The 23943-nt window shown below is 68.8% G+C and carries 22 protein-coding genes; 12 read left to right on the top strand and 10 right to left on the bottom strand.

Going from position 1 to position 23943, the window contains the following annotated elements; translation table 11 throughout:
* Window position 1 precedes the first annotated feature (1 nt).
* Window positions 2–1129: an acyltransferase family protein gene (locus ACYQR9_RS02750; protein WP_461228612.1), complete on the bottom strand. Its 1128-nt coding sequence runs from the start codon at window positions 1127–1129 to the stop codon at window positions 2–4.
* A gap of 207 nt (window positions 1130–1336) precedes the next feature.
* On the opposite strand from ACYQR9_RS02750, the gene ACYQR9_RS02745 reads away from it, so the two are divergent.
* The gene (locus ACYQR9_RS02745; protein ID WP_461228611.1) at window positions 1337–1831 is read left to right on the top strand and encodes a lipocalin-like domain-containing protein; all 495 of its coding nucleotides are present in this window, start codon (window positions 1337–1339) and stop codon (window positions 1829–1831) included.
* 61 nt (window positions 1832–1892) lie between these two features.
* Here ACYQR9_RS02745 and ACYQR9_RS02740 read toward each other — a convergent pair whose 3' ends face one another.
* The 3 genes from ACYQR9_RS02740 to ACYQR9_RS02730 all read right to left on the bottom strand — a co-directional run bounded on the left by ACYQR9_RS02740 (window position 1893) and on the right by ACYQR9_RS02730 (window position 5601).
* Complete coding sequence (locus tag ACYQR9_RS02740; protein ID WP_461229720.1) at window positions 1893–4022, bottom strand: TonB-dependent receptor; 2130 nt, start codon at window positions 4020–4022, stop codon at window positions 1893–1895.
* A gap of 351 nt (window positions 4023–4373) precedes the next feature.
* Window positions 4374–4757, bottom strand: a complete 384-nt coding sequence (locus tag ACYQR9_RS02735; RefSeq protein WP_461228610.1) for an RING finger protein — start codon at window positions 4755–4757, stop codon at window positions 4374–4376.
* A gap of 10 nt (window positions 4758–4767) precedes the next feature.
* Complete coding sequence (locus ACYQR9_RS02730; RefSeq protein ID WP_461228609.1) at window positions 4768–5601, bottom strand: alpha/beta hydrolase; 834 nt, start codon at window positions 5599–5601, stop codon at window positions 4768–4770.
* A gap of 202 nt (window positions 5602–5803) precedes the next feature.
* Between ACYQR9_RS02730 and ACYQR9_RS02725 the strand changes: the two genes are divergently transcribed.
* The 4 genes from ACYQR9_RS02725 to ACYQR9_RS02710 all read left to right on the top strand — a co-directional run bounded on the left by ACYQR9_RS02725 (window position 5804) and on the right by ACYQR9_RS02710 (window position 8970).
* Window positions 5804–6583, top strand: coding sequence for a site-2 protease family protein (locus tag ACYQR9_RS02725; RefSeq protein WP_461228608.1), 780 nt, complete (start codon window positions 5804–5806; stop codon window positions 6581–6583).
* 56 nt (window positions 6584–6639) lie between these two features.
* Entirely contained in the window at window positions 6640–6894 is a 255-nt protein-coding gene (locus tag ACYQR9_RS02720) for a hypothetical protein (protein WP_018041714.1), read from the top strand.
* Between the two features lie 131 nt (window positions 6895–7025).
* A complete protein-coding gene (locus ACYQR9_RS02715) occupies window positions 7026–8033 on the top strand; it encodes an SDR family oxidoreductase (RefSeq protein ID WP_311275816.1) in 1008 nt (335 codons plus the stop codon).
* A gap of 1 nt (window position 8034) precedes the next feature.
* A complete protein-coding gene (locus ACYQR9_RS02710) occupies window positions 8035–8970 on the top strand; it encodes an alpha/beta fold hydrolase (RefSeq protein ID WP_461228607.1) in 936 nt (311 codons plus the stop codon).
* Between the two features lie 27 nt (window positions 8971–8997).
* Here ACYQR9_RS02710 and ACYQR9_RS02705 read toward each other — a convergent pair whose 3' ends face one another.
* Window positions 8998–9348 (bottom strand): winged helix-turn-helix domain-containing protein, encoded by a 351-nt coding sequence (locus tag ACYQR9_RS02705; RefSeq protein WP_461228606.1) that lies wholly within the window; start codon window positions 9346–9348, stop codon window positions 8998–9000.
* A 207-nt stretch (window positions 9349–9555) separates the two neighbouring features.
* Between ACYQR9_RS02705 and ACYQR9_RS02700 the strand changes: the two genes are divergently transcribed.
* The 7 genes from ACYQR9_RS02700 (at window position 9556) to ACYQR9_RS02670 (ending at window position 15720) form a co-directional block, all read left to right on the top strand.
* Window positions 9556–10611 carry an NAD(P)-dependent alcohol dehydrogenase gene (locus ACYQR9_RS02700; RefSeq protein WP_461228605.1) on the top strand — a complete coding sequence of 352 codons (1056 nt, stop codon included), beginning with the start codon at window positions 9556–9558 and terminating at the stop codon, window positions 10609–10611.
* Between the two features lie 37 nt (window positions 10612–10648).
* Window positions 10649–11434, top strand: a complete 786-nt coding sequence (gene modA, locus ACYQR9_RS02695) for a molybdate ABC transporter substrate-binding protein (protein ID WP_311275820.1) — start codon at window positions 10649–10651, stop codon at window positions 11432–11434.
* Window positions 11435–11442: 8 nt separating this feature from the next.
* Window positions 11443–11652, top strand: a complete 210-nt coding sequence (locus ACYQR9_RS02690; protein WP_461222119.1) for a TOBE domain-containing protein — start codon at window positions 11443–11445, stop codon at window positions 11650–11652.
* Between the two features lie 89 nt (window positions 11653–11741).
* The gene (locus tag ACYQR9_RS02685) at window positions 11742–12125 is read left to right on the top strand and encodes a hypothetical protein (protein WP_461228604.1); all 384 of its coding nucleotides are present in this window, start codon (window positions 11742–11744) and stop codon (window positions 12123–12125) included.
* 385 nt (window positions 12126–12510) lie between these two features.
* Entirely contained in the window at window positions 12511–13869 is a 1359-nt protein-coding gene (locus tag ACYQR9_RS02680) for an O-acetylhomoserine aminocarboxypropyltransferase/cysteine synthase family protein (protein WP_461228603.1), read from the top strand.
* Window positions 13870–13871: 2 nt separating this feature from the next.
* A complete protein-coding gene (locus tag ACYQR9_RS02675; RefSeq protein WP_461228602.1) occupies window positions 13872–14933 on the top strand; it encodes an isopenicillin N synthase family dioxygenase in 1062 nt (353 codons plus the stop codon).
* 160 nt (window positions 14934–15093) lie between these two features.
* Window positions 15094–15720, top strand: coding sequence for a beta-class carbonic anhydrase (locus tag ACYQR9_RS02670; protein ID WP_461228601.1), 627 nt, complete (start codon window positions 15094–15096; stop codon window positions 15718–15720).
* Window positions 15721–16018: 298 nt separating this feature from the next.
* On the opposite strand, the gene ACYQR9_RS02665 is transcribed toward ACYQR9_RS02670, so the two are convergent.
* The 5 genes from ACYQR9_RS02665 to ACYQR9_RS02645 all read right to left on the bottom strand — a co-directional run bounded on the left by ACYQR9_RS02665 (window position 16019) and on the right by ACYQR9_RS02645 (window position 23728).
* The gene (locus tag ACYQR9_RS02665; protein ID WP_461228600.1) at window positions 16019–17179 is read right to left on the bottom strand and encodes a VWA domain-containing protein; all 1161 of its coding nucleotides are present in this window, start codon (window positions 17177–17179) and stop codon (window positions 16019–16021) included.
* Entirely contained in the window at window positions 17176–19494 is a 2319-nt protein-coding gene (locus ACYQR9_RS02660; RefSeq protein WP_461228599.1) for a DUF5682 family protein, read from the bottom strand. The genes ACYQR9_RS02665 and ACYQR9_RS02660 overlap by 4 nt, the downstream gene beginning before the upstream one ends.
* A 227-nt stretch (window positions 19495–19721) precedes the next feature.
* Window positions 19722–20822 carry an ATP-binding protein gene (locus tag ACYQR9_RS02655; RefSeq protein ID WP_461228598.1) on the bottom strand — a complete coding sequence of 367 codons (1101 nt, stop codon included), beginning with the start codon at window positions 20820–20822 and terminating at the stop codon, window positions 19722–19724.
* A gap of 3 nt (window positions 20823–20825) precedes the next feature.
* Window positions 20826–22373, bottom strand: coding sequence for a DUF5691 domain-containing protein (locus tag ACYQR9_RS02650; protein ID WP_461228597.1), 1548 nt, complete (start codon window positions 22371–22373; stop codon window positions 20826–20828).
* Window positions 22373–23728 carry an SWIM zinc finger family protein gene (locus tag ACYQR9_RS02645; protein ID WP_461228596.1) on the bottom strand — a complete coding sequence of 452 codons (1356 nt, stop codon included), beginning with the start codon at window positions 23726–23728 and terminating at the stop codon, window positions 22373–22375. Before ACYQR9_RS02645 ends, ACYQR9_RS02650 begins: the two co-directional genes overlap by 1 nt.
* Between the last annotated feature and the right edge of the window lie 215 nt (window positions 23729–23943).

The following is a 23943-nucleotide window of genomic DNA, read 5'->3' as shown; positions in this document are numbered from 1 at the left end:
TTCAGCCTGTTGCCGCCGTCCTCGCGGATCGCGGTGGCGTCTCGGCGACGATGTGGAACGCTGCCGGGCGACGGAACAGGAAGACGAAGGGCGTGTGGCGCACCACCCGCTCGATGGCGAGGGGGACGAGCACGGCGACGAGGGTCACGACGAGGCTGGCCAGCCCGATATCGGCGATGGCGCCGGTCTTCACGATCAGCGTCCGGGTCGCCGCCATGGGCAGGAAGAACGCGAGGTAGATCACGATCGAGCGCTCGCCGCAGGCTCTGAGCGCCGCCGTCACCGGCCCCCCGGCGAGGGTGAGCAATGCGCCGACGGCCACGATGGCGAGCGCCCCGGCCCCGCCGAGGGCGAGGCTGACGAGGGGCAGGCTGGCCAGGGTCGGAAAGGTCTCGTGGCCTGTAGCGGTGAAGGCGAAGAGGCCGTTCACCAATGCCCAGGCCGCGAGGCCGCCGAGCGCGGCGCGGGGGTGGCGGCGGACGAGGTCGGCGAACCGGAAGATCCGGGCCGCGAACAAGTAGCCGGCAACAAACCAGACGTAGCGGCCGCAGAATTCGGTGACGAGATCCGAATGACCTTCGAGGGGGAGGCTCTGCAGCAGGGCGGCCCCGCCGAGGAGGAGCGCCGGATGCAGGCGGCGCAGGAGCTTCGTCAGCACCGAGAAGACGGCGAGCAGATAGATGAACCAGAGGGTCGAATAGGGCTCCACCAGAGCGTGCGCGAGATGGGCGAGGAAGGCCCCCGGCCCGCCGCCGTCGACGATCTGGCCGTATTTCACCGTCGACTGGATCAGCACCCAGAGCAGGTAGAAATAGGCGAAGTGGACGACCCGCCGGTCGGCGAAGAGACGCCAGTCCCGGTCGATCACGCGGCCGACGAACAGGCCCGACAGCAGGAAGAAATCGGGAATCCGGAACGGCTTGGCGAAGGCGACGACGGTATGGAGGAAGCCCTCGCCACCCATGTCCATGCCGGTGCCGAGGGTCGAGTGCATCATCACCACGAGGATGATGCACAGGCCCTTGGCGACGTCGACCCAGGCGAGTCTCAAGGCCTCCTCGGCGCCGGGGCCTGGGATCTGGGTCGCTGGGGCCAAAGCTGCACTCCGTCGAAATCCGGGAACGAGCATGGCCGATCCGGAATCAAGGCCGGCTGCCTGTGATGCAGCTTTCCTTGATCGATGCCGAAGGCCCGGTCAACGCGAAGGCTCGGATCGCAGAGCGGTCCATAATGCCGTTTCGCATCGCGATGGCCTCGATGTCATGGCGGAATGTCAAGTATTCGCATAATCTATTGCGCTTCGCCGGTGGCGAATCGAAAGACATGGGAGGGATTCGTGAAACTATGCGTTCCCGCCGCGGCGTGGTGCTTCGTCGCCTCGTCTGCCGTCGCGCTCGAAGCGCACGACATTCATGGAACGTGGCGCCTCGCGAGCGCCACCCGCAAGATCGTCGATACGAACGAGACGCTCGATGCTTATGGCGGACCCCGCCCCAGCGGTTGGCTCACCTACGGCAAGGACGGGCGCATGATAGTCATCTGCGCCTTCGAGGGCCGCACGAAACCCATCGCCAACGACAAGATGACCGACGAAGATCGTATCCATCTGCACAAGACGTTCTTCGCTTATGCCGGCACGTACACGCTCGATGGACAAAGGATCACGCACGCGATCGACACGTCGTGGAACGAAGCGTGGAGCGGAACCTCGCAGATCAGGGATGTGGAACTGAAGGATGGCAAGATCATCCTGACGACCCCTCCCTTCAAGTTCAACGTCGACGGCAAGACGAGCATTCTCACCCTCGTCTGGGAGCGGTACCCTCGATGATAGCCCCGTCCTGGGCAGGTTCGGGGGCAGGGCTCGCCGAGCCCCGCCCGGTTCTACGGCATCAGAAGTCGAGGGAGGCGGACAGGATGAAGGTCCGGGGCGATGCGACGGTCACGAAGGTGCCGGTCGTGAGCCAATAGCGGTTGTCGGCCACGTTCTCGACATTGAACCGGAAGGTGATCGGCCTGTCATAGACCAGCGTCGCGTAGCGAAAGCCGAGATCGACCCGCGTCCAGTCGGGGAAGCGCAAGGTGTTGGCGTCGGTGAGGTATGCGCCGGACGTGTAGATCACCCGGCCGTTGAGGGAGAGGCCCGGTACCCAGGGCGTATCCCATTCGAGGCCGGCGGAGACGGTGAGATCGGACACGCCGGCGGCGTCGTTCCCCCGCCGCAGGGGATCGATCGGCTTGGTCAGTTCGGGGCGAAGGAAGGTCGCGCTCGCGAACCCGCGCAGGTTGGGTGCGATGGCACCGTAGGCCGACAGTTCCAGGCCCTGGTTGCGTTGCTCGCCATTGTAGGCCTGGGCACCGGAGGCGGTCTGGACCAGATCGGGCCGGCTGATCTGGAAGAGGGCGGCCGTCGTCGTGATGGTCCCCCAATCGACCTTGATCCCGACTTCCTGCTGATCCGACTTGTAGGGGCTGAGGATCGCGCCCGCATTGCTGAAGCCGGGACCGACGATGGTGCCCGTCGTCAATCCCTCGGCGTAGTTCGCGTAGAGGGAGACGTTCTGCCAGGGCTTGATGACGATGCCGGCGAGGGGCGATGTGGCATCGGAATCGTATTCGCTCGTCCGTGCCTGGGTGATGGTGTTGTAGCTTTTCTGGTTCACCATCTGGTAGCGGACGCCCGCGGTGAGCAGCAGAGAATCGTCGAAGGCCGACATCGTGTCGACGACGGCGACGCTCGTCAGCGAGGTGTCGGCATAGCGTTGGGGATTGAGGCGCGCCCCGGTGACCACGGGAAGCGGCGCCGGCCGGTAGATGTTCGACGGCACCGATTCACCCGGTGTGTTCGACACATAGGCGAAGCTGTCCTCCCGATTGAACCCGGTGAAGACGAGGTTCAGCGAATGGTTGATGGGGCCCGTGACGAAACGGGCCTTCACGCCGGCGTTGCCGCTGATCGTGCTGCTCTCGGAATCGTAAAAAGCGTCGATGAGCCGGAAGTTGCCGAGAGCATCGACTCCGTTCGAGTACCCGAAGACGCGCGTATCCGGGAAGGTCTGCTGATTGGAGCCCGCGCGATAGCCGATTCCACCATAGGCGGTCAGCCAATCCGTCAGGTCGTATTCCACGAAGGAGGCGACGGTGTTGTCGCGTTGCTTCAGCTGCGTCCCCGGAAACCAATTGCCTCTTGCATCGGGCGGCCGGGGAATGAAGGGGATATCCGATTGTAGACTCAGCTGGGGCCGGAAGTTCTTGGTGTCTTCGTTCTGCGAGATGACATCGAGGGCCCAGCGCAGGCGTTCGCCGCGATAGTCGAGCGAGAGGGCGCCGATGCCGCTCTGCAGGTTGCCGTTGTCGATCGAGGCCTCGCCGGTCCGGCCCAGGCCGTTGAAGCGGATGCCCCATTCCTTGTTCTCGCCGGCGCGGGTACCGGCATCGACATGGACGCCGAAATTGCCATCGCTGATGAATTGCGGCGTGACGCGCACGAAAGGGATATCGAGCGCGCGCTTGGTCACGATGTTGATGCTGCCGCCGACGCTCCCGCCCGGCGGGATGCCGTACATGAAGGCACCGGGCCCTTTGAGCAGCTCGATGCGCTCGATGTATTGCGCCGCCACGCGGTTGGAGGGGACCAGTCCGTACAGGCCGTTCAGGCCCACATCCTGTGACTGAACGGGAAAGCCGCGGATCTGGAACGTATCGTCGAACCCGTTGCTGCCCGTCGTCAGGCGCACCGAGGAATCGTTGATGAGCGTATCGGCGACGGTGCGCGCCTGCTGATCCTGGATCACCTGCTGCGTGAAGTTGACGGTGCTGAAGGGCGTGTTCAGCACATCCCTGGTGCCGAGGATCCCGAGGGACCCGCCGCGCGCCACCTGACCGCCGGCATAGGGGGGCGGCAGGTCTCCCAGGCGCCCCGACCCCGAACTGCCCCGGCCCGCGGCGCCGGACGAGGCCTCCACCGACAGCTCGTCCAGCCGCACCGCGGTCTGCGCCCATGCGCTCGAGGATGATCCCATCCAAGCGAGACCGAGCGAAGCGGCGCCGATTGCGGAGTAACTCAGGGTTGTCGCCAGTGTCGAGACGCGCTTACGCACCGTTGCATTCCTGCTTTTGCGACGGGCACGCGAGCTTTCGGCTCGGGGCCGGCGCATGGAAGATTCAAAAATTTGGGGGAACGACTTTGTGTATACGCAAGCGAATAATTTATTACATGAAACCGAGCAAGTACTTGGGAATCGTTGCTCAGGCTGCGTGCTTCCAGAGCAACAAAAACGAATTGTTCTAAAGAAAAACAGCCGACTTTATGGAGCGGCGACCACCCGCCCGACGGCCGTGCGGGGGCGACCATCGAAGCGGATGGCGGGGCGTCAGGAAACCTTGCGGCGCGAGAGTTTGCGCGCCCGCGTCATCCGCGTCGCGGCGTGGAAATCGTCCGGCTTGGTCCGCACCCAGGCGAGGAATCCGCTGATCTCGGGATCGGCCCGCAGAACCTCGATATCGGCGAGGCGGCGGGCGATCTCGGCCTCGCTGTAGCGGGCGTGGATCGCGGAATGGCAGATCTGGTGCAGGCGGACGGTGCCGGCCTTGGCGCCGCCCTTCAGCTTGGGCGTGAGGTGGTGCAGGCTCGATTTGGCGCGCGGCGGGATCGGCCGTTCGCAGAGCGGGCAGATCGTGGGGCCGGACGGAAGGTTCCCGGTCTCCTCGTCCTCCCGCCATTGCCGGGCGCGTCGTCCCAAATTCCCGTCTCCCATCCTGCCGCTATCAACGCGGCATTGCCGGAATGGGCTCGGCACTCCTGACGGGACGGAACGTCGCTTCCGCCTCCGCGTCGCGTTGGCCGAGGAGCGAGACGTGATCGCCCGGCACGGCGACGAAGCGCGCCCTGGTCCCGGCGAGGGCCGCGAGGTCGCGCCCATGCGCCACGGGAATCACGGGGTCGCCGGTGCCGTGGACGATGAGGATGCGCCCCGTCGCCTCGCCGATGCGGCGATCCGAGCGCCAGGTATCGCGCAGGAGCAGCCGGGGCAGCAGCGGGAAGTGTTCGCCGACGAGGCGGGTGAGGGAGACGAACGGGGCTTCGAGATAGAGGCCGAGATGAGGCTCGCGCGCGGCCACGGCCACGGCCACTGCCGCCCCCATGGAATGGCCGTGAAGCAGGATCGGTGCGTCCGGGGCGCGGTCACGGACGAGGCGGTAGGCCGCCAGCCCGTCCTCAATGAGGCCGGCTTCGTTCGGTGAGCCGGTCGAGCCCGGATAGCCGCGATAGGCGATGGCGAGGGTGCCCCAGCCGGCGGCGCGCCAGACCCCGTTCGAGAACCGCGCGGCATGCGGCTCGGGAAGCGAGCCGTTGCCGTGGAAGGTCAGCACCACGCCGCGTCCGGGTTCCGGTGCCCACCACAGGCCGTAGAGGCGGTGGCCGTCGGCCGTATTCAGCGTGATCGCCTCCGTCCCGGCCGGCACCCCGCGCTCGCCCTCGCCGAAACCGCTCCCGAAAGCGCCGGGATAGATGAGATGACGCTGGAACAGGAACAGGGCGCCGAGGACCGAGGCCGAGAGCCCGAGGGCGAGGAGCAGGATGACGCGGAGCAGGGTCATGCGTGACGGGCTTGGCTCATGGAAGAGTGGTCGAGAAGGGCGGTCGGTGACGGTGCGCTGTTGAGACCACCACTTTATCGTGTCATGCGCACGAAGCTCCCGCGATGCGACGGTGCCTCGCGCGGGGTTACGTGCGTAACGAAGGCCGGGATCTTCACCGGCCGCCGCCCGTCCGTCGGTCACAGATTCCATCGGGGGTGAGATGTCGTCAGAGCTTCCGCCAAGCCAGGTTCGCGCCGCCACCCTTCCGGTCGGCCCCAGTGCGAACTTCCTGCTGATCGCCCTGATCTTCCTTGGGACCGGCCTCGCCATCGGCACCGGCGCCGTGGCGGGCTCGGGTGTGGCGTTCGTCTTCGTGATGGCCGGCTGGCTGCTCAGCCTGTGCCTGCACGAATTCGGCCATGCCTTCGTCGCCTGGAAAGGAGGCGATACGGACATCCCGCAGAGCGGCTACCTCACCCTGGACCCGCGTCTCTACGCCGACCCGCTCTCCTCCATCGTCCTGCCGCTGCTGTTCACGATCCTCGGGGGGATCGGATTTCCCGGCGGGCGCGTGTTCGTGAACACCCATCTCCTGTCCAGCAAGCTCTGGATCTCGGCAGTCTCGGCGGCCGGCCCGGCGATGAACGGCCTCGTCCTCCTCGCGCTGGCCGTGCTCTATTCCCTCACGGGCGAGGAATCCGACACGCTGCGGGCGGTTCTCGCCGTCTCCGCCCTGTTCCAGGGCACCGCCATCATCCTCAACCTGCTGCCGCTTCCGGGCCTCGACGGCTACGGCATCCTTCAGCCCTGGCTGCCCGAGCCGGTGCGGCGCTTCGCCGATCCGCTGGCGGGACATGTCAGCCTGATCCTGGCGGGTCTCTTCCTGTTCTCCGGCGCCTTCGGCCCGGTGGTGTTCCGGGTAAGCCTCCTCCTCATCGGCCTTCTCGGCATCGAGATCGTGGACGCGCGGGACGGCTACGGCCTGATCCGTCTCTGGTAAGGTGTCCGCGCCCGGCCTATGAGGCAGGGAGGGCGGTACGGCCCACGGAGACGGCTATGGCCCTGAAGACGACGTTCGTGGTCCAGACCTTCGTGATCAAGCGCAAGCGCCTCGTGCCCGGTGACCGCGAGGTGGCACCCACGGAGAGCGGCGCCCTGAAGAAGGCGGAGGCCATGTCTGGCCGCCTGCCCGGCACCGCTGCCCTGAAGGTGGTCGCCGACGACGAGACCGGCGAGCTCGAAAGCGCGACGATCCTCGGCCAGTTCGGCGAGGTGCCCGACGATTTCGCCGAGAGTCTCACCGGGGGCTGAGAAGCTCACCGGCGGCCGATGCTGGCGCGCGCGTGAAAACCGCGCAGGCCGGCGCTGCCGGCAACGCATTCCCGACTCATGCGTAGGTTTGGAGATTTTCCAACCCCTGCAGTGACCGGGAGAACGCGCCGATGAAACATAAACCCCTGCGCGAGCAGGTTATCGTGATCACGGGGGCATCGAGCGGCATCGGCCTCGCCACGGCCCGCATGGCCTCGGCGCGGGGCGCCCGCGTCGTCCTCGCGGCACGGAGCGCGGACGTCCTCGCACGCCTTCGCGAGGAGTTCGGCGGCGCCGGCCGTGCCGCCTCCGTCGTGGCGGATGTGGGACGCCGCGAGGATGTCCAGGCCATCGCCGACGCCGCCATCGCGACCTTCGGCGGTTTCGACACCTGGGTGAACGTCGCCGGCCTCACCGTCTATGGGCCGCTCTCTGAGATCGCCCAGGAGGACCACGAGCGGCTCATCCGGACCAACCTCTGGGGCACGGTGAACGGGTCCCTGATCGCGGTCGAGCACCTGCGCCGGCGCGGGGGCGCGCTCATCAATGTGGGCAGCATCGCCTCCGACCTCGCCTTCCCGTTCCAGGGCCTCTACGCGACCTCGAAACACGCGGTGAAGGGCTTCACCGACACGCTGCGCATGGAGTTGATCGCCGAGGACGCACCGGTCTCCGTCACGCTGATCAAGCCGGCCTCGATCGACACGCCACTCCCCGACCGGGCCCGCAACTACATGGACCGGCGGCCGGCTTTGCCTCCGCCCATCTATCCGCCAGAGGAGGTCGCCAACGCGATCCTTCACGCGGCGGAGCATGGCCAGCGCGACATCATCGTCGGCGGTGGCGGCAAGCTGTTCGTCATGGGCAAGGAATTCGCCCCCGGCGCCTACGACCGGCTGGCCTCCTCCATCATCGCGCTCCAGAAGCGCTCGGAGCCGGCGGAGCAATCCGAGGGGGCCCTGCACGCCCCGCGCGGCGCGGGCGAGGTGAGGGGCGCGCCGCCCTATCCCGTCATGCGGACGAGCACCTATACCCGGGCGACCCTGCATCCCCTCGTGGCCATGGGCACCGTGGCGGGCCTCGCCGCCACCGCCGCCGTGATCCTTGGCCGCAAGTCTTTGCCCGGAAGACGATACTGAGGTGGCGTTGACGATCGATGCCGAACCAAGCCGCGATGCAGCTCTCCTCGAAGCGTCTCCCCCGCCGGTGACGCGATGGGGGGCTGTGCCGCCACGCCGCTTCCTCGACATCCCGGACGGGCCGAGGATCGCCTACGTCGAAGCGGGGTCGGGGCCGGACCTCATCCTCGTCCACGGCGCGGTGATGACCCTGGACGACATGTGGCTCGGGCCCATGGAAGTGTTGTCGCGGCACTTCCACGTGGTCGCCGTCGACCGTCCCGGCCATGGCGAGAGCGAACATGTCCGCCAGAGCGACGCGTCGCTCTGGCGCCAGGCCGATATCCTGCGGGAGGTCTCGCGCGCTCTGCAGCTGACCCGACCCATCCTGGTCGGCCATTCCTTCGGCGGCGCGGTCTGCCTCGCCTTCGGCATGGCTCATCCCGACGACGTTGGCGGTGTCGTCGCCATTTCGCCGATCTGCTTTCCCGAATTGCGCCTCGAACAGATCCTGTTCGGGCCGCGCGCCAGCCCGGTGGGCGGGGAGGCACTGTCGCGGATGCTATCGGGCAGCGACGCGATGCTGATGCCGTTGCTGTGGCGGGCCATGTTCCTGCCGCAGCGGATGCCGGAGCGTTTCGCCGCCGAATTTCCCTTCCGGCTCGCGGGCCAGCACCGCCGCCTCGTCGCCGATGGCGAGAACGCCAATCTGCTATGGGGGGATCTGTCCCGCAGCGCGATCAGTTACGCGACCTGCCGCGTGCCCGTCGCCATCCTGTGCGGGAGTGCCGACATCGTCACGAACCCGCTGGTCCATGGGCGTCAGGCCGCGCGCCTGATTCCGGGCGCGACCTTTCGCTGGCTGCATGGGCTCGGCCACATGCTGCACCATTTCGAGGTCGACGCGGTGATGGACGCGGCGCTGGACATCGAGCGCAGGCGGAGAGACGAGACGTGACCGGTGCCGCTGGGGAGCGTTACTCGCTCATCGATGTCCCGTCGCAACCGCCTCCCGGTCGAGGGCGTCGAGGTACGGCGCGGCGGCTTTCTCCGCCGCCGCCTCGATGGCACGGTAATCGCGGACCAGAGCCGTTCCGAAGGCCGTGAGCCGTGCCCCGCCGCCGCTCCTGCCGCCGATCTGCGCTTCGACCACCAGTCGGCCGAAACCGGTGTTCAAGGCTTCGATCAGCGTCCAGGCGCGCCTGTAGGACATCCCGATGGCCCGTCCCGCCGCGGAGATCGAGCCGTGCTCGGCGACCATTTCGAGCAAGCGGACTTTGCCGGGGCCGAGGCGGTTCCCGGGGCCGAGATCGATCCGGATGCTCAATGTCGCCATCTATCTGCCCCTCGCCGGCCCACGCCCTGGAACCGTTCCGGTGAGGATCGACGATAGGCCAGGCGGTCGGGCGATCAATCCTTGAGCAACCGATATATCCGAATGTATATAGCGCTTGGCCGGGACTTCCGTCGATGACGGGGTCGGGCGAGGATGGGGCGGGGTGGCACAGGGCCGCCTCGGCCAGCAGATCGCGGAGATACGAGCATGTTCACCTGCACCGGCTACGCATCCACCAGCGCGGAAGCGCCGCTCTCGCCCTTCACCTTTGAGCGTCGCGACCCCGGCGCCTCCGATATCGAGATCGAGATCCTGTATTGCGGCGTCTGCCACTCGGACCTGCACACCGCCCGCAACGAATGGGGCGGCACGCTCTACCCCTGCGTTCCCGGCCACGAGATCGTCGGCAAGGTGACGCGGGTCGGCGCGAATGTCTCGGCGTTCAGGGCGGGCGACCTCGCCGGCGTCGGCTGCATGGTCGCCTCTTGTCGCGAGTGCGACAGCTGCAGGGAGGGCCTGGAGCAGTATTGCGTGCCCGGCTTCACCGGCACCTATAACGGTCCCGAGCCGCAGACCGGCGGGCACACGTTCGGTGGCTATTCGAGCCATATCGTGGTCGACAGCCACTTCGTCCTGCGCATCCCCGAAAACCTGGATCTCGCCGCCGTCGCCCCGCTCCTCTGCGCGGGCATCACCACCTATTCGCCCCTGCGCCACTGGGGCGTGAAGGCCGGGCAGAAGGTCGGCGTCGTGGGGCTCGGCGGCCTCGGCCATATGGGCGTCAAGCTCGCCCATGCCATGGGCGCGCATGTGGTCCTGTTCACCACCTCGCCCGGCAAGGAGGCCGATGCGAGGCGGCTCGGCGCCTCCGAGGTGGTGATCTCGAAGGATCCCGGCGCCATGGCGGCGCAGGGCGAGACCTTCGACTTCATCCTCGACACCGTGGCGGCCGACCACGACATCAACGCCTATCTCGGCCTGCTCAAGCGCGAGGGCACCCTCGTGCAGGTGGGCGCACCGGAGAAGCCCCTCGCCGTCAACGCCTTCAGCGTGATCTGGCGGCGCCGCAACTTCTCCGGTTCGCTCATCGGCGGCATCGCCGAGACGCAGGAGATGCTGGATTTCTGCGCCGAGCACGGGATTACCTCGGATATCGAGATCATTCCCATCGACCAGATCGAGACGGCCTATGGCCGCATGCTCAAGAGCGACGTGAAATACCGCTTCGTCATCGACATGGCGTCGCTGCCGAAAGCCGCCTGACGACCCGTCCCTGTCTGCTTTCGGGAAGCTCCCCTCCATGCGCCACGCCCTCCGTGCCCTCATGCTCGCCGGCCTCGTCGTTCTGGCGCCTGCCGCCAGGGCGGCCGAGACGACCACCGTCTTCGCCGCCGCCAGCCTGAAGAACGCCCTCGACAATGCCGGCAAGGCCTTCACCGCCAGGAGCGGCGTCGAGGTGAAGGCGAGCTACGCTGCCTCCTCGGCCCTGGCGCGGCAGATCGAATCCGGTGCCCCGGCCGATCTGTTCGCCTCGGCGGATCTCGAATGGATGGACTACCTCGCAAAGAAGAACCTCATCCGTCCCGAGACCCGCGTGAACCTGCTCGGCAACCGCATCGTCGTCATCGCGCCGAAGGACGCCGCGACCGCCGACCTGCCGTTCACCGCCGAGGGCTTTTCCGCCGCACTCGGACCCGAGGGGCGTCTCGCCACCGGCGAGGTCAATTCGGTGCCCATCGGCAAATACGCGAAAGCCGCCTTCGAGAAGCTCGGCCTGTGGGGAGGCCTGCAGCCGCGCCTTGCCCAGGCCGACAACGTGCGAGCTGCATTGCTCCTGGTCTCGCGCGGTGAAGCGCCGCTGGGCGTGGTCTACGAGAGCGACGCCAGATCCGATCCGGGCGTGAAGATCGTGGGCGTGTTTCCGCCGGACAGTCATCCCCCGGTCGTGTACCCCTTCGCCGTCACCGCCGAAGCCAAAGGAGAGGGGGCGGCGAAATTCCTCGCCTTCCTGAAGAGCGCCGAGGCGAGGCCGTTCTTCGAGGCGCAGGGCTTCACGCTCCTCGGCCCCAACGCAGCAAAACCATAGGAAACGTCATGAAGATCAGCGCGCGCAACACCCTCAAGGGCAAGATCGTCGCCGTCGAGAAGGGCGCGACCACCGCCCATGTGAAGATCGAGATTGCCGACGGCACGGTCGTCACCGCCTCGATCACCAATGACTCGGTGGATGCGCTCGGCCTCGCCGTGGGCGGCGAAGCCTATGCCGTCGTCAAATCCTCCGACGTGATGATCGCCGTCGACTGAACGAGCCGACCCACCTCATCCTGGCCGGTACCTTCGTTCCGCAGGGAGCGGCGGTCCCCCGCATGGGAGGTGAGAGGGGAGGTGACGCCGTGGCCCTGAACTTCACCCGGATGGGACCTGCCACCTGGGTCGCACGGATCGACCATATCACCCTCTACCTCGGCGAAGAGAACGGCGAGGTGAGTCACGTCCAGGCTGGCCTGGCGACCAAGGTCGCAGCCTCGCTCCCGGGCGTGCGGGACGCGGCCTCGGCCTATCTCGACCTGTTCGTGAACAAGACGAAAGCCTGCGGCCTCGCAGACGAGCCGTGGTGGCTCGACGAGATCGAGTTCCGCGACCCCGCCGGGGAGGGCGGTGCCGCCTACGCGTTCCACTTCACCCTGGACGGTGACGATGGCGGGTTGTGGACCGTCGAGATGCGGGCCTTCGAGGTCGAGCACCGCCCTTTCCGGTTCGAGCGGCGGCAGGGATGAGGGGCGGGCCGGATTGGCAGTAGGGAGCCCATCGACGGTCCGCGCCGTCTTGGCCTTACCCGCGCATCGGCGGTGGTAGGCGGGCTCATGCCGGGTTTGAACGGTCTCTTCTTTCTCTCACCCTCGCCGCCGAAGACTTTGTGTCGATCCACCTCGAAAATCGAAATTCCATTTCGTTGACAGGGACGGCCCGTGCCTCATGATACGGATGTCATCTTGAGCAGTCGCCGAGCGGCATAGTCGAAAGCCGGAATAGACTTCATCTTCGACGGAACTGTAGTTCCGATCATTTCGGTCGATGCCGGGATCACGCCGCTTCTGCGAAGCGGTGACCGATATCCCTCGGCCAATGCCCCCGTCCCGTTCCCTTTCCCGGAGCCACCCCATGTCGAACCAGAACACGACGCCCACGTCGCCCCGGCCCAAGTCGCCCCGGCCCGCCTCGCTTCACCCCGAGACGATCGCCCTGCATGCGGGCTGGCGCGCCGATCCGACCACGGGTTCGGTGGCGGTGCCGATCCACCAGACCACCTCGTTCCAGTTCCGCGACACGGCCCATGCCGAGAACCTGTTCGCCTTGAAGGAACTCGGCCACCTCTACACCCGTGTGACGAACCCCACCGTCGACGTGCTGGAGCAGCGCCTCGCCGCCCTCGAAGGCGGGGCGGCGGCGCTGGCGCTGGCGTCGGGCCAGGCGGCCTCCGCCCTGTCGGTGCAGAACCTCGCGCGGGTGGGCGACAACATCGTCGCCTCCACCGACCTCTATGGCGGCACCTGGAACCTCTTCGCCAACACGCTGGCCGAGCAGGGAGTCGAGGTCCGCTTCGTCGATCCGGCCGACCCGGAGAATTTCCGCCGCGCCACCGACGACCGCACCCGCGCCTATTACGGCGAGACGCTGGCCAACCCGAAACTCGCGGTCTTCCCCATCGCGGAGGTGGCCGAGATCGGCCGGGGCTTCGGCATCCCGCTCATCGTCGACAACACCGCCGCGCCGCTCCTGGCGCGCCCGTTCGACCATGGCGCGGCGATCGTGGTCTATTCCACCACCAAGTATCTCGGCGGCCACGGCATCGCCATCGGCGGCGCCATCATCGATGGCGGTCGGTTCGATTGGGCGGCCAACCCCCAGCGCCAGCCGGCCCTCAACACCCCCGATCCGAGCTATCACGGCGCGGTCTGGACGGAGGCGGCCAAGCCCCTCGGGCCCATCGCCTATATCCTGCGCGCCCGGGTCCGGCTGCTACGCGACCTCGGCCCGTCCGTCTCGCCGCTCAACGCCTTCCTCACCCTGCAGGGGCTGGAGACCGTGGCCCTGCGCATCGAGCGCCACAGCCGCAACGCGCAGGCCGTGGTCGATTACCTCGCCGCACGGCCCGAGATCGAGCGGGTCATCCACCCCTCGCACGCCACCGGCAAGGCGCGCGAGCGGGCGGAACGGTACCTCAAGGGCGGCTATGGCGGCCTCGTCGGGTTCGAGCTCGCTGCCGGGCGCGAGGCCGGCCGGCGCTTCATCGAAGCCCTGTCGCTGTTCTACCACGTGGCCAATATCGGCGATGCCCGCAGCCTCGCCATCCATCCGGCCACCACCACCCACGCGCAGCTCACGCCCGAGGACCAGCGCGCCACCGGCGTGTCCGACGGCTATGTCCGCCTCTCCATCGGCCTCGAACATATCGACGACATCCTGGCCGATCTCGACCAGGCCCTGGCCTCGGTCGGGTCCTTCGCGAAGGCCGCCTGACCATGGCGGCTTCCCCGCTGGCTCCGTGGGCGGCACCGGAATCCTCTGCTTCCGCCGCCTCGATCCCCCGTCTCGACCTGCGCCGGCTGGATACCGGACCGGCCGAGCGGGAGGCCTTCCTGGTCGAACTGCGTGATGCCGCCCGGGATGTCGGCTTCTTCCACCTCGTCGGCCACGGCATTCCGGCGGCGGAGATCGCGCAGGTCCAGGCCCTGGCCCGGCGCTTCTTCGCGCTGCCTCTCCCGGAGAAACAGGCCGTGGCCATGGTGCGCTCGCCGCATTTTCGCGGCTATACGGCGGCCGGCCGCGAGATCACGCGCGGCGCACCGGATTGGCGCGAGCAGTTCGATGTCGGCGCCGAGCGCGAAGCCCTTCCGCAAACCGCAGCCTCGCCCCCCTGGAGCCGGCTGCAGGGCCCCAACCAATGGCCCGTCGGCCTGCCCGAACTCCGCGTCGGCCTGCTGCGCTGGCAGGCGGCGGTGACGCAGCTCGGCATCCGCCTGCTGCGCGCCTTCGCCCTGGCCTTGGGCCAGCCGGAGGACGTCTTCGCCCCGATCTACCAGGGCGCGCCCAACCAGCACATCAAGATCATCCGCTATCCCGGCTGTGAGGCCACGCAGGGAGAGCAGGGCGTCGGCGCCCACAAGGATAGCGGCTTCCTCACCCTGCTGGTCCAGGACGGGCAGAGCGGCCTTGAAGTCGAGGGGACGAACGGCTGGATCGCGGCCGAGCCGGTGGAGGGGAGCTTCGTCGTCAATATCGGCGAACTCCTCGAACTCGCCTCCAACGGCTACCTGCGGGCCACGATCCACCGGGTCGTTACCCCGCCGCCGGGGCGCGACCGCCTCTCGGTCGCGTTCTTCCTCGGCGCCCGCCACGACGCCACCGTTCCCTTGCTCGATTTGCCGCCCGACCTCGCCGCAGAGGCGCGCGGGCCGGCGAGCGACCCCGACAACCCGCTCTTCCACGAGGTCGGCCGCAACTACCTCAAGGGCCGCCTGCGCTCCCATCCCGACGTGGCGGCGCGGTTCTACGGCGACCTCGCCGTGACGGGGGGCGCATGATTGGCGGCCCCCGGCGCGTGATCTCCGGCCTGCTGAACGCGTTCCTGCGCGGTCCGCCCTGGCACGGCGATAGTCCGCCCGGCACCCCTGACACCGCTCATCTCGGCGGTGTCGCCGCCATGTTCAGCCACGCCACCTTCCTCACCGAGGTTTCCCCTCCATGGCAGCCGACATCGCCGTCTCCGACCCGGAGCCACAGGCCTATCGAGACATCCGCGCGGCCAACGACCGCTACGCGGAGAGCTTCGACAAGGGCGACCTCGCCCTTCCGCCGGCCCGCCGCTTCGCCATCCTGACCTGCATGGACGCGCGCCTCGATCCGGCGAAATATGCCGGCCTCGGGGAAGGCGACGCCCACGTCATTCGCAATGCCGGCGGGCGGGCCAGCGACGACGCCATCCGCTCCCTGGTGATCTCCCACAAGCTCCTTGGCACCGAGGCGTTCTTCGTGATCCACCACACCGATTGCGGGATGGAGCTGTTCACCGATGCCGTCATCGGCGACCTCCTCACCGACAGTCTCGACACCGCGAGCTTCGACGGCACGGTCTGGTCGAACCCGCATCATGGCGGCGGCTCGCCGGCTGGCTACGCCATCGACTGGCTGACCATCCCCGAGCAGAGCCATGCCGTCACCTCGGACGTCCGGCGCATCCGCGCGCATCCTCTCATGCCGAGCCGCATCCCGATCTTCGGTTTCGTCTACGACGTCACCACGGGGCGACTGAACGAGATCGCCGCAGCCAGCCAAGCCGGCCGGCCCACGCCGCCGCTCCATCTCGGGTAGGGAGAACTCTATGAGACGTGCCTTGTGGCCGATCCGCTCCCGCTCCCGCCGGATGCTGAAACGCAGGCTGCGGAGGGCGAGGGCGTTCCACCCGGGCCTGCTTCGCGAAAGAGTCAGGCTCCCGGCCGATGCGTCGGCCGACGAAACAGCTTCGGATTAGATGCGTCCCGCTCAGAGCCCTTTTGATCGGATGTCTCAGCCGATGCTCATGCCAAAGTCGATCGTCTGCCAAAGTCGATCATCCAAGCAGACCTCCTCATCTTGAGGTAACGCCCTGGACAACAACTCAAACAAGCTCTCAGCCGGGCGGGCCCGCCGCGGGGATCGCCGCGATGCCAGCCGAGGCGGCCCAGGCCGTGAGGTCGGATTTCCGGATCGCCGCCGCCATCAGGTCGGGGAACAGGTCTGGCGTGCAGGCGAAGGCGGGCACGCCCAACGCGGCGAGCCGGCCCGCCAGCGCCCGGTCGTATGACGGCGCGCCCTCGTCGGACAGGGCCAGCAGCGCCACCACCTGCACGCCCGACGCCACCATCCGCTGCGCGCGCGCCAGGAGCCCGGCCTCGACGCCGCCCTCGTAGAGGTCCGAGATCAGGACCAGGATCGTGTCCTCGGGGCGGGTGATGCGGGATTCGCAATAGCCCATCGCCCGGTTGATGTCGGTGCCGCCGCCGAGCTGGACCGAGAACAGCACCCCCACCGGGTCTTCCAACTCGTCGGAGAGATCCACCACCTCTGTGTCGAACACCACGAGCCGGGTGGTCACCGCCGGGAGCGAGGCCATCACCGCGCCGAAGATGCTCGAATAGACGACCGAACTCGCCATCGACCCGGATTGGTCGATGCACAGGATCACGTCCTTGAGGCTGGCGCGCTGGCGCCGGCCATGGCCGAACCGGGTCTCGGGGATGATGGTGCGGTATTCGGCCTGATAATGGCGCAGGTTGGCCCGGATGGTCCGGTTCCAGTCGATCTCCGCATGGCGCGGACGCCGGTTCACGCTGGCGCGATCGATGGCCCCGGTCACCGCCTGGCGCAGGGGCTCTTCGAGCTTGCGCATCAGAGCGTCCACGACCTTGCGCACCACGAGGCGGGCGGTGTCCTTGGTCTTGCCGCCGAGCAACCCGCGCATGGAGATGAGGGTCGAGACGAGGGCGACGTCGGGGACCACCGCCTCCAGCATCTCGGGCTCGGTGAGCATGCGTTTGAGATCGAGGCGCTCGAAGGCGTCCCGCTGCATCACCTGCACCACCGAGGCCGGGAAATAGTCGCGGATGTCGCCGAGCCAGCGCGGCACGGAGGGGGACGAGGCACCGAGCCCGCCCTTCCGGTCGGAATCGTAAAGGGCGCCGAGCGCCCGGTCGATGCCGACATCGCGGCCCGACAGGCCGCAGCCGGTGCCATCCGCCGCGCCCCCGCCGAGGACGAGGCGCCAGCGGCGCAGACGCTCGGTGTCGCTCATGGCGTGTCCTCCGTCGTCTCGTTCTCCACAGGCGCCAGGAGGAGGCGCAGGACCGGCAGCACCCTTGCGGCGCGTTCGGCGTCAAAGAGGCGGCCCGATCCCTCTCCCTCGGAAACACCGGCCCCATGGCGGTTCAAGGCCTCGCCGATGGCGCGTCGCTCGCCCTGCGAGATCGTCGCGAAGGTGCGTCGCAGCAGGGGCAGCAATTCGGCAAAGAGCGTCCCGTCGAGGCCGGCGAGCCATTCGTCGATGACCGCGAGCAGGGTGCCGCCATGGATCAGGACCGTGCCGCTCTCCTCCAAAAACCCCTCGATCCAGGCGGCCGCCGCCATCGTGCCCGAGGCGCGGGACAGAGCGAGGCGAAGCCGGTCGCCGGCCTGCTCCGCATCGAGGGCCCGGTCGTCGAACAGCAGCCGCACGGCGCGCCCGACGACGCGGCCATGCACATGGCTCTGGTCGGCCAGGCCGTGAAGCGCCTCCTGCCAGACCGCCTTCAGGTCGGGCTCCTCCAGGAGGGAGATCGCCGCGTGGACGCCGACGATCCGCGCCTTGGCGGCGCTCGCGGCATCGTCGTCGAGGCTCTGGCAGGCCGCCGTCAGCCCCGCGGCGGCGCGCGGCACGAGCCCGCGCACCACGCCCAGAACCGGCTCCGTATCGGACGAGCGCACCGACCCGTAGCGCGCCAGTTCGGCGAGCGGCGGTAGCGCCTCCATCAGGTCGAACACGTCCGCCGAGACGGCGGCGCGGTCGTTGAGGGCGCGGATCACGTCCTCCCCGGCTCCGGCGAGATCGGCGTCGAGGAGCGTGCCGACGAGGCCCGACAGTTCCGCGACGCGGGTCGCTTCGCGCGCCCGCCTGCGCACCCGGCTGGCGGCGGCCTCGGCCACCGTGCCGCCATCGGCGGAGGCGGCGACCAGATCCACCACCCATTCGGGCTGCCAGGACAGGAACCACGCCTCCTTGAAGGTGCCGCGCCCGCGCGCCTGCTGACGCCGGCCCCAGGGGATGCCGATGAGGTGGAGCCGGTTGAGGAAATGGCTGCGGGCGAGGTCGTTCTCCTTGCGCAGGTCGAGGACGAGGTCGCCCGCGACCGCCTCCGGCTTGAGGCGCAGGCTCTTGCAGGTCGCGGCGAAATCAGCCTCCACCGGCGTGCCGGGACTGTCCGGCGGGGTCGCGCCGAGGCGCTCGCCGATGACGAGCTTGCGCCGGATCAGCACCATCGGGGCCGGATCGGCAAAGCACAGGGTCGCCTGCGCGGCCTCGTGCAGGTCGTCGAGGGAGGGGCGTGCCCGGCCCCGGAACCCGGCCAGCGCCTCGGCGAGGCGGGCGGCCTCGATCACGGAGGCCGGCGAGGCGTCGAGGTCTTCCGCGCGGAGCAGGGCCGCCGCGCGCGCCAGCCACCGCGCTGCGACACGGCCCTCGTGGTTCCATAGCGTGTCGTACCATTCGGGCGACAGTACCCCGGCCCGGTAGCCGCTGGCGGTGGCGAGGCGCTCGTAGGACCACGGCGCCCAGGCCGCGGCGACCTTGGTCCGGGGCAGTCCCTTCAAGGTCGCCGCATCGAGGCCGACCTGTCCCTTCGCATCGTGGCGCGCCAGCGCCGGGGCGTGCCAGGCGCCGCAGATCACGGCGATGCGGGCGAAATCCTCACGCGCCGCCTTGCGGAGGCAGGTGCGCATATGCGCCTCGCGCGCCTCCTCTCGAAACGCCTCCCCATCGGTGTCCTGGCCGGGAGCGGTCTCCGCGCCCTCGCGCAGGGCCGTCATGGCCTCCTGGATCGCCGCGAACACGTCGCCATCCTCGCCCGCGCGGCTCTCGACGAAGGCGTCCCACCAGCGCTCGCCGTCGGGAAAACCCGCGACCTCGGCCAGTTCGCCGAGGGGATCGCGCCGCAGGGCGAGGGAGGGCGCCTCGCTTGCATCATCGGACGCAGGCGCATCGAGCCCGGCCGGTGCCGTCTCGCCTTCGGGCGCCTCTCCCCTCCTTTCGAACCCGTCGGCGAGCTGGATCGCGTGCGGCAGGTCGATGAAGCGCAGGGTCGCCCCATGGTCGAGGCCGTGCCGCATGGCCACCCATTCGGGCGAGAAGGCCGCGAAGGGGAAGAAGGCGCAGGTCTGCGGCCGGTCCGCCCGGTAGACGAGCAGGGCCACCGGCGGTGTCATTGCCGGGTCGGCGACGAGGGGGATCAGGGCGTCGGCATCCGGCGGCCCCTCGATGAGCAGGCAATCGGGCCGGAACGCATCGAGGGCCGCGCGCAGCGAGCGGGCCGAGCCCGGCCCGTGGTGGCGGATGCCGAAGATCCGAACCTCAGGCATCGCGGCCGGGGGTGGTGGGGCTTGGGCTCATGGCACGCTCGTTACTCTTGGGTGGGGTGTCGCGGTGGATGGCGCGCGGGGCTTTCCCTCCCCCCTATGCGGGGGAGGGTGGCCCTCGCGTCAGCGAGGGTCGGGAGAGGGGAGCGCCGTATCCGGAGAGGTCGCCCCCTCTCCCGCCTGCTCCGCAGGCACCCTCCCCCGCAGAGGGGGGGAGGGTGAGAACGCCCTCACGCGCTCTCGCGGGCGGCGCGGTAGAAGTCCTTCCACTCCGACCGTTCCTTCACGACGGTCTCGAGATATTCGCGCCAGACGATGGCGTCCTGCACCGGATCCTTGATCACCGCGCCACTGATCCCGGAGACGAGGTCGTGGGCCGAGAGCTGGCCGTTGCCGAAATGCGCGGCCAGCGCCAGCCCGCTGCCGACGACGCTGATCGCCTCCGCCGTGGAGAGCGTGCCGGACGGCTGCTTGACCTTGCTCTTGCCGTCCGCGGTCACGCCCTCCCGCAACTCGCGGAAGATGGTGACCACGCGGCGGATCTGGTCGGCGCCGGGCGGTTCGGCGGGGATTTCGAAGGCGCGCCCGAGGGCGGCCACGCGGGTCTCGACGATGGTGATCTCGGCCTCGATCGTGGCCGGCGAGGGCAGCACCACGGTGTTGAAGCGGCGCTTCAACGCGCTCGACAATTCGTTGACGCCGCGATCCCGGTTGTTGGCGGTGGCGATGAGGTTGAAGCCCCGGGCGGCGGCGATCTCCTCGTTGAGTTCCGGGATCGGCAGCGTCTTCTCGGAGAGGATCGTGATGAAGCTGTCCTGCGTCTCGGAGGGAATGCGGGTCAGTTCCTCCACGCGGGCGATTTTGCCCTCCTCCATGGCGCGCACGATCGGGCTCGCCACCACCGCCTCGCGGCTCGGCCCCTTGGCCAGCAGCAGGGCGTAATTCCAGCCGTAGCGGATCGATTCCTCGCTGGTGCCGGCGGTGCCCTGCACGATGAGGCGGGAGGTGCCGCAGATCGCGGCGGCCAGATGCTCGCTGACCCAGCTCTTGGCGGTGCCCGGCGTGCCGAGGAGGAGGAGCGCCCGGTCGGTGGCCAGCGTCGCCACCGCCACCTCCATCAGGCGCCGGTCGCCGATGTATTTCGGCGTGACCTCGAAACCGGAGTCGAGCCGCCCGCCCATGAGGTAGGTGACGACCGCCTGCGGCGAGAGCAGCCAGTTCGGCGGGCGCGGCCTGTCATCGGCGGCGCGCAGCGCCTCCAGCTCCTCGGCGAAGGCATCCTCGGCGGCCCGTCGGAGCTGCGTCGTCTTGGTTCCGTTGGTCTGGCTCATGCCTCAGGCGAACTCCCGTCGGATGGTGGCGCGCAGCGCGAGGGTTTCGGCAAAATCCTCGATCTGCCGGCGCAGGTTGTCCTCGGCCTCGTCCGGCAGCCGGGCGAGGATGGCGGCGGCGGAGGCCGCATGGTCCTCGTCGGGCCAGGCCCGTTCGGCGAGGCGGGTGAGCAGGTAAGCGGAGGCGAGGTCCTGGCGGTCGGATTGCGAGGTCCGCGTCACCGAGGCGAGCCAATCGAGGAGGGCCGCCGTGAAGGCCTCGGACAGGGAGGAGGGTGCCTGTCGCAGCAGGGTCAGAATCGTATCGATCTCCCCCTTGCCGAGGAGCTGCGCCACCGTCGCCTCCCATTCCGCATCGGGGAGCGACCGCACGGCGCGGGCCCAGGTCTCACGGAGCGCATCGCCCGGCTCGATGCCGGAGAGGCGCCCGGCCGACGCCTCGGCCAGCACCGACACCATCGTCCGTACCCAGTCGAGGTCGCGCTCGCGGCGCGCGGCGGTGAGAAAACCATCGACGATCTGGATCGCCCATTCGCTGCGCAGGGCCAGTTCGATCCAGAGCCTCGGCGGATGATCGGCGAAGGCGTGGAGGGGAGCGGCGGCGATGACGCTCTCGAGCAGACCGGCCTTCGCGCCGCCGCGCCTCCGCTCGTAGGCGTTCAGCTCGATCCCGTCCCGCGCGAGCGTCGGCGATTCCTCCGGCAGCGTCACCACCAGAGTGTGTTTCGTCCCGCCGAGGAGCTTTCGGCTGCTTTCGACCACGAGCGCGGTTCGCGCCCTCGCCGCCATGCGGGAGGCGAAGAGCGAGTGGGTGAGGCGCGGTAGCAGGACTCTCGCTGCCGCGCGCACGCCGCCCGCGCGATCGTCCAGGCAGGTTTCGAGGAAGGGCGCATCCGCCTCCGACAGGCCGATCTCCAGGATGTAGACGAGGCGCTCGCGCATCTCCGCCTTCTCGGCGCGGAACCCAGCCTCCAGATCGGCGCGGGCTCCTTCGGGATCGCGCAAGCGGAAGTCGGCGAAGGCGGCGTGGCGCTCGGCCGGGCTCGCTTCAGCGCCATCCGGGGCCGAAATCGCCGCCTCGGCGCCTCGGGCGGAACAGGCCGCCTCCAGCCAGGCGAGCTCCTCGCCCGCGACCGCGTCGATGGTCTCGTCCCACTCGCGCCGGTAGGGCGCGAGGGCGGGGAGCAGCCAGGGCGGAGCGCGCATGCCCCGCTCCGCCGCGATCTCGCACCACTCCTTCACGCGGCCCCGCGCCTCCGTGCCCGCGGCGAGGAGCAGCCCGAGCCGCGCCGCCGCTTCGGGTGGGCAGGGACGGCCCTTCGCCTCGTGAGGGGGCGTCGGCGTGAAGGCTTCTGGCGGAAAGCCGCTGCCGGCGAGATGGTGGATGCCCGCGACCGCGACCCGCGCCAGCAGGGTCATGCCCGGCTCTGCGCGCGGCAGCGCACCGGCGACCGTCTCGAGATCGACAGGGGAGGGGGAGCGGTCGGCCCCCAGCAGAGCGGAGACGAGGGCCGACTCCCAATCGTCGGGGGCGGAGACGTCGAGGCCCATCAGGCCGCCCTCACCAGGATCGGCCGGGGATCCTGGGCCGGAACCGCGTAGAGATGCCCGCCGGCCACCATGGCGAGGGGCGTGAGCGCGAACCCGTCATAGAGACCGAAAAGATCGACATAGCCCCCCGCCGCCACCGCCATCAGAGGAAGGACATGTGCGGAATCGGCAAGGGTCAAACAGCCGGTGGCGTCACCCGCGCCCATGGCGCCATCCGCGAGATGTCCGAGGCGTAGGCCGGACAGCCGAAGCGGCCAACGGTCGATCCACGGCGCCCGCGCCAGGGCCCCGGCGAACCCGTCGAGGGCCTCGGCGACGCTCGTCGCGCCAGGCAGAGGGCCGACCGGTGCCGCACTGGCGCGCCCCTCGCGAAACGCGGCCCTGAGCGGCGGATCGCCGGGATGGAAGGCGAGCGCGCCCGAGAAATCCTGTCCTGCCGCCGGGACCGGCGGCAGCGGCGAGCCGGAGGTGCCGTAATCGACGACCTGGGCCATGGCGCCACTCGTCCGTCCGGCGAGCCAGACGGTGCGGGCGGTGAGCTTGTCCTCGTCCTCCACCGCATGCGCGAGGACGGCCCACTCGTCGACGAGACCCGGACGTGCCGCCATCTCCTCGGTGGTCACGGGATAGCCGATGGCCGCGCGGACGCCCGCTGCCTGTTCGGGCGTGAGCCGTTCCAGACGCCGGGCGGCCCGGGCCAGCAGGGACAGGCGGCCGAGGGCGAGGGCAAGGGCCGCCTCCGGACGTGCGGCAGAGCCGGGCGCGGCCGCGATGAGGCCCGGCATGGCCCGCACCCTGCGGGCGAGGCCCGGGGCCTGTCCATCGACGAGGCGTCCTGCCATGCGGTCCCAGAAGGCATAGGGCTCGCGCCGCACCGTCGCGAGACCGCGCCGCATCAGGTCGCCGAGCCAGAGATCGAGTTCATCGAGCGCCGCCGAGACCTTGTCCTCGCGGGCCTGACGGCGCTTGGCCTGCCCCTTTTCGTCGACGGGGGCAGAGGCTTGCTGGGACCGCGTTTCGGCGGAGACGGCGCGGCTCTCGCGCCCCCGGATCCAGGCGGCGACCCAATCCGGCGGTTCTGCCTCGGAGATCGGCGCGGCGGCATCTACCAGCATCAGGCCGATTGCGTGCTTGCAGGGAAATTTCCGGCTCGGGCAGGTGCATTTCGAGGCTGGACCGGAGAGATCGGCCACCGTGCGATAAGGGTTCGCTCCGCTTCCCTTGATCTCGCCCCAGACGACGGCGCCTGCCCGCCCGAGCCCGCTCCACTTGGCCGCCTTCGCCTGATCCTGCCCGGCCTTGCGGCTCGACGCATCGGGAGCGAGGTCGAGGATTTGCGCGGAAGTGAGGCTCATATGGCGATGGGACGGCGATTCCGAAGCTGGATGATTCGAGGGAGCCTAGCCGCCCCGAGCCGCAACGCAAGCATAAATCTGTATTTCAAGTTTATAATAAGAATAAAACAAATCTTCATCTGTGAGAAAGAGGCAGCAGAAATGCCGATATATGAGAAAAGCGGCGCAGAGGTGTATTTGTCCATCCCTGATGGCAGTGCTCTGGTGTCCGTTCG

The organism is Methylobacterium sp. CM6241, assembly GCF_054817845.1.
This window is presented reverse-complemented; position numbering and strand designations above follow the sequence as displayed.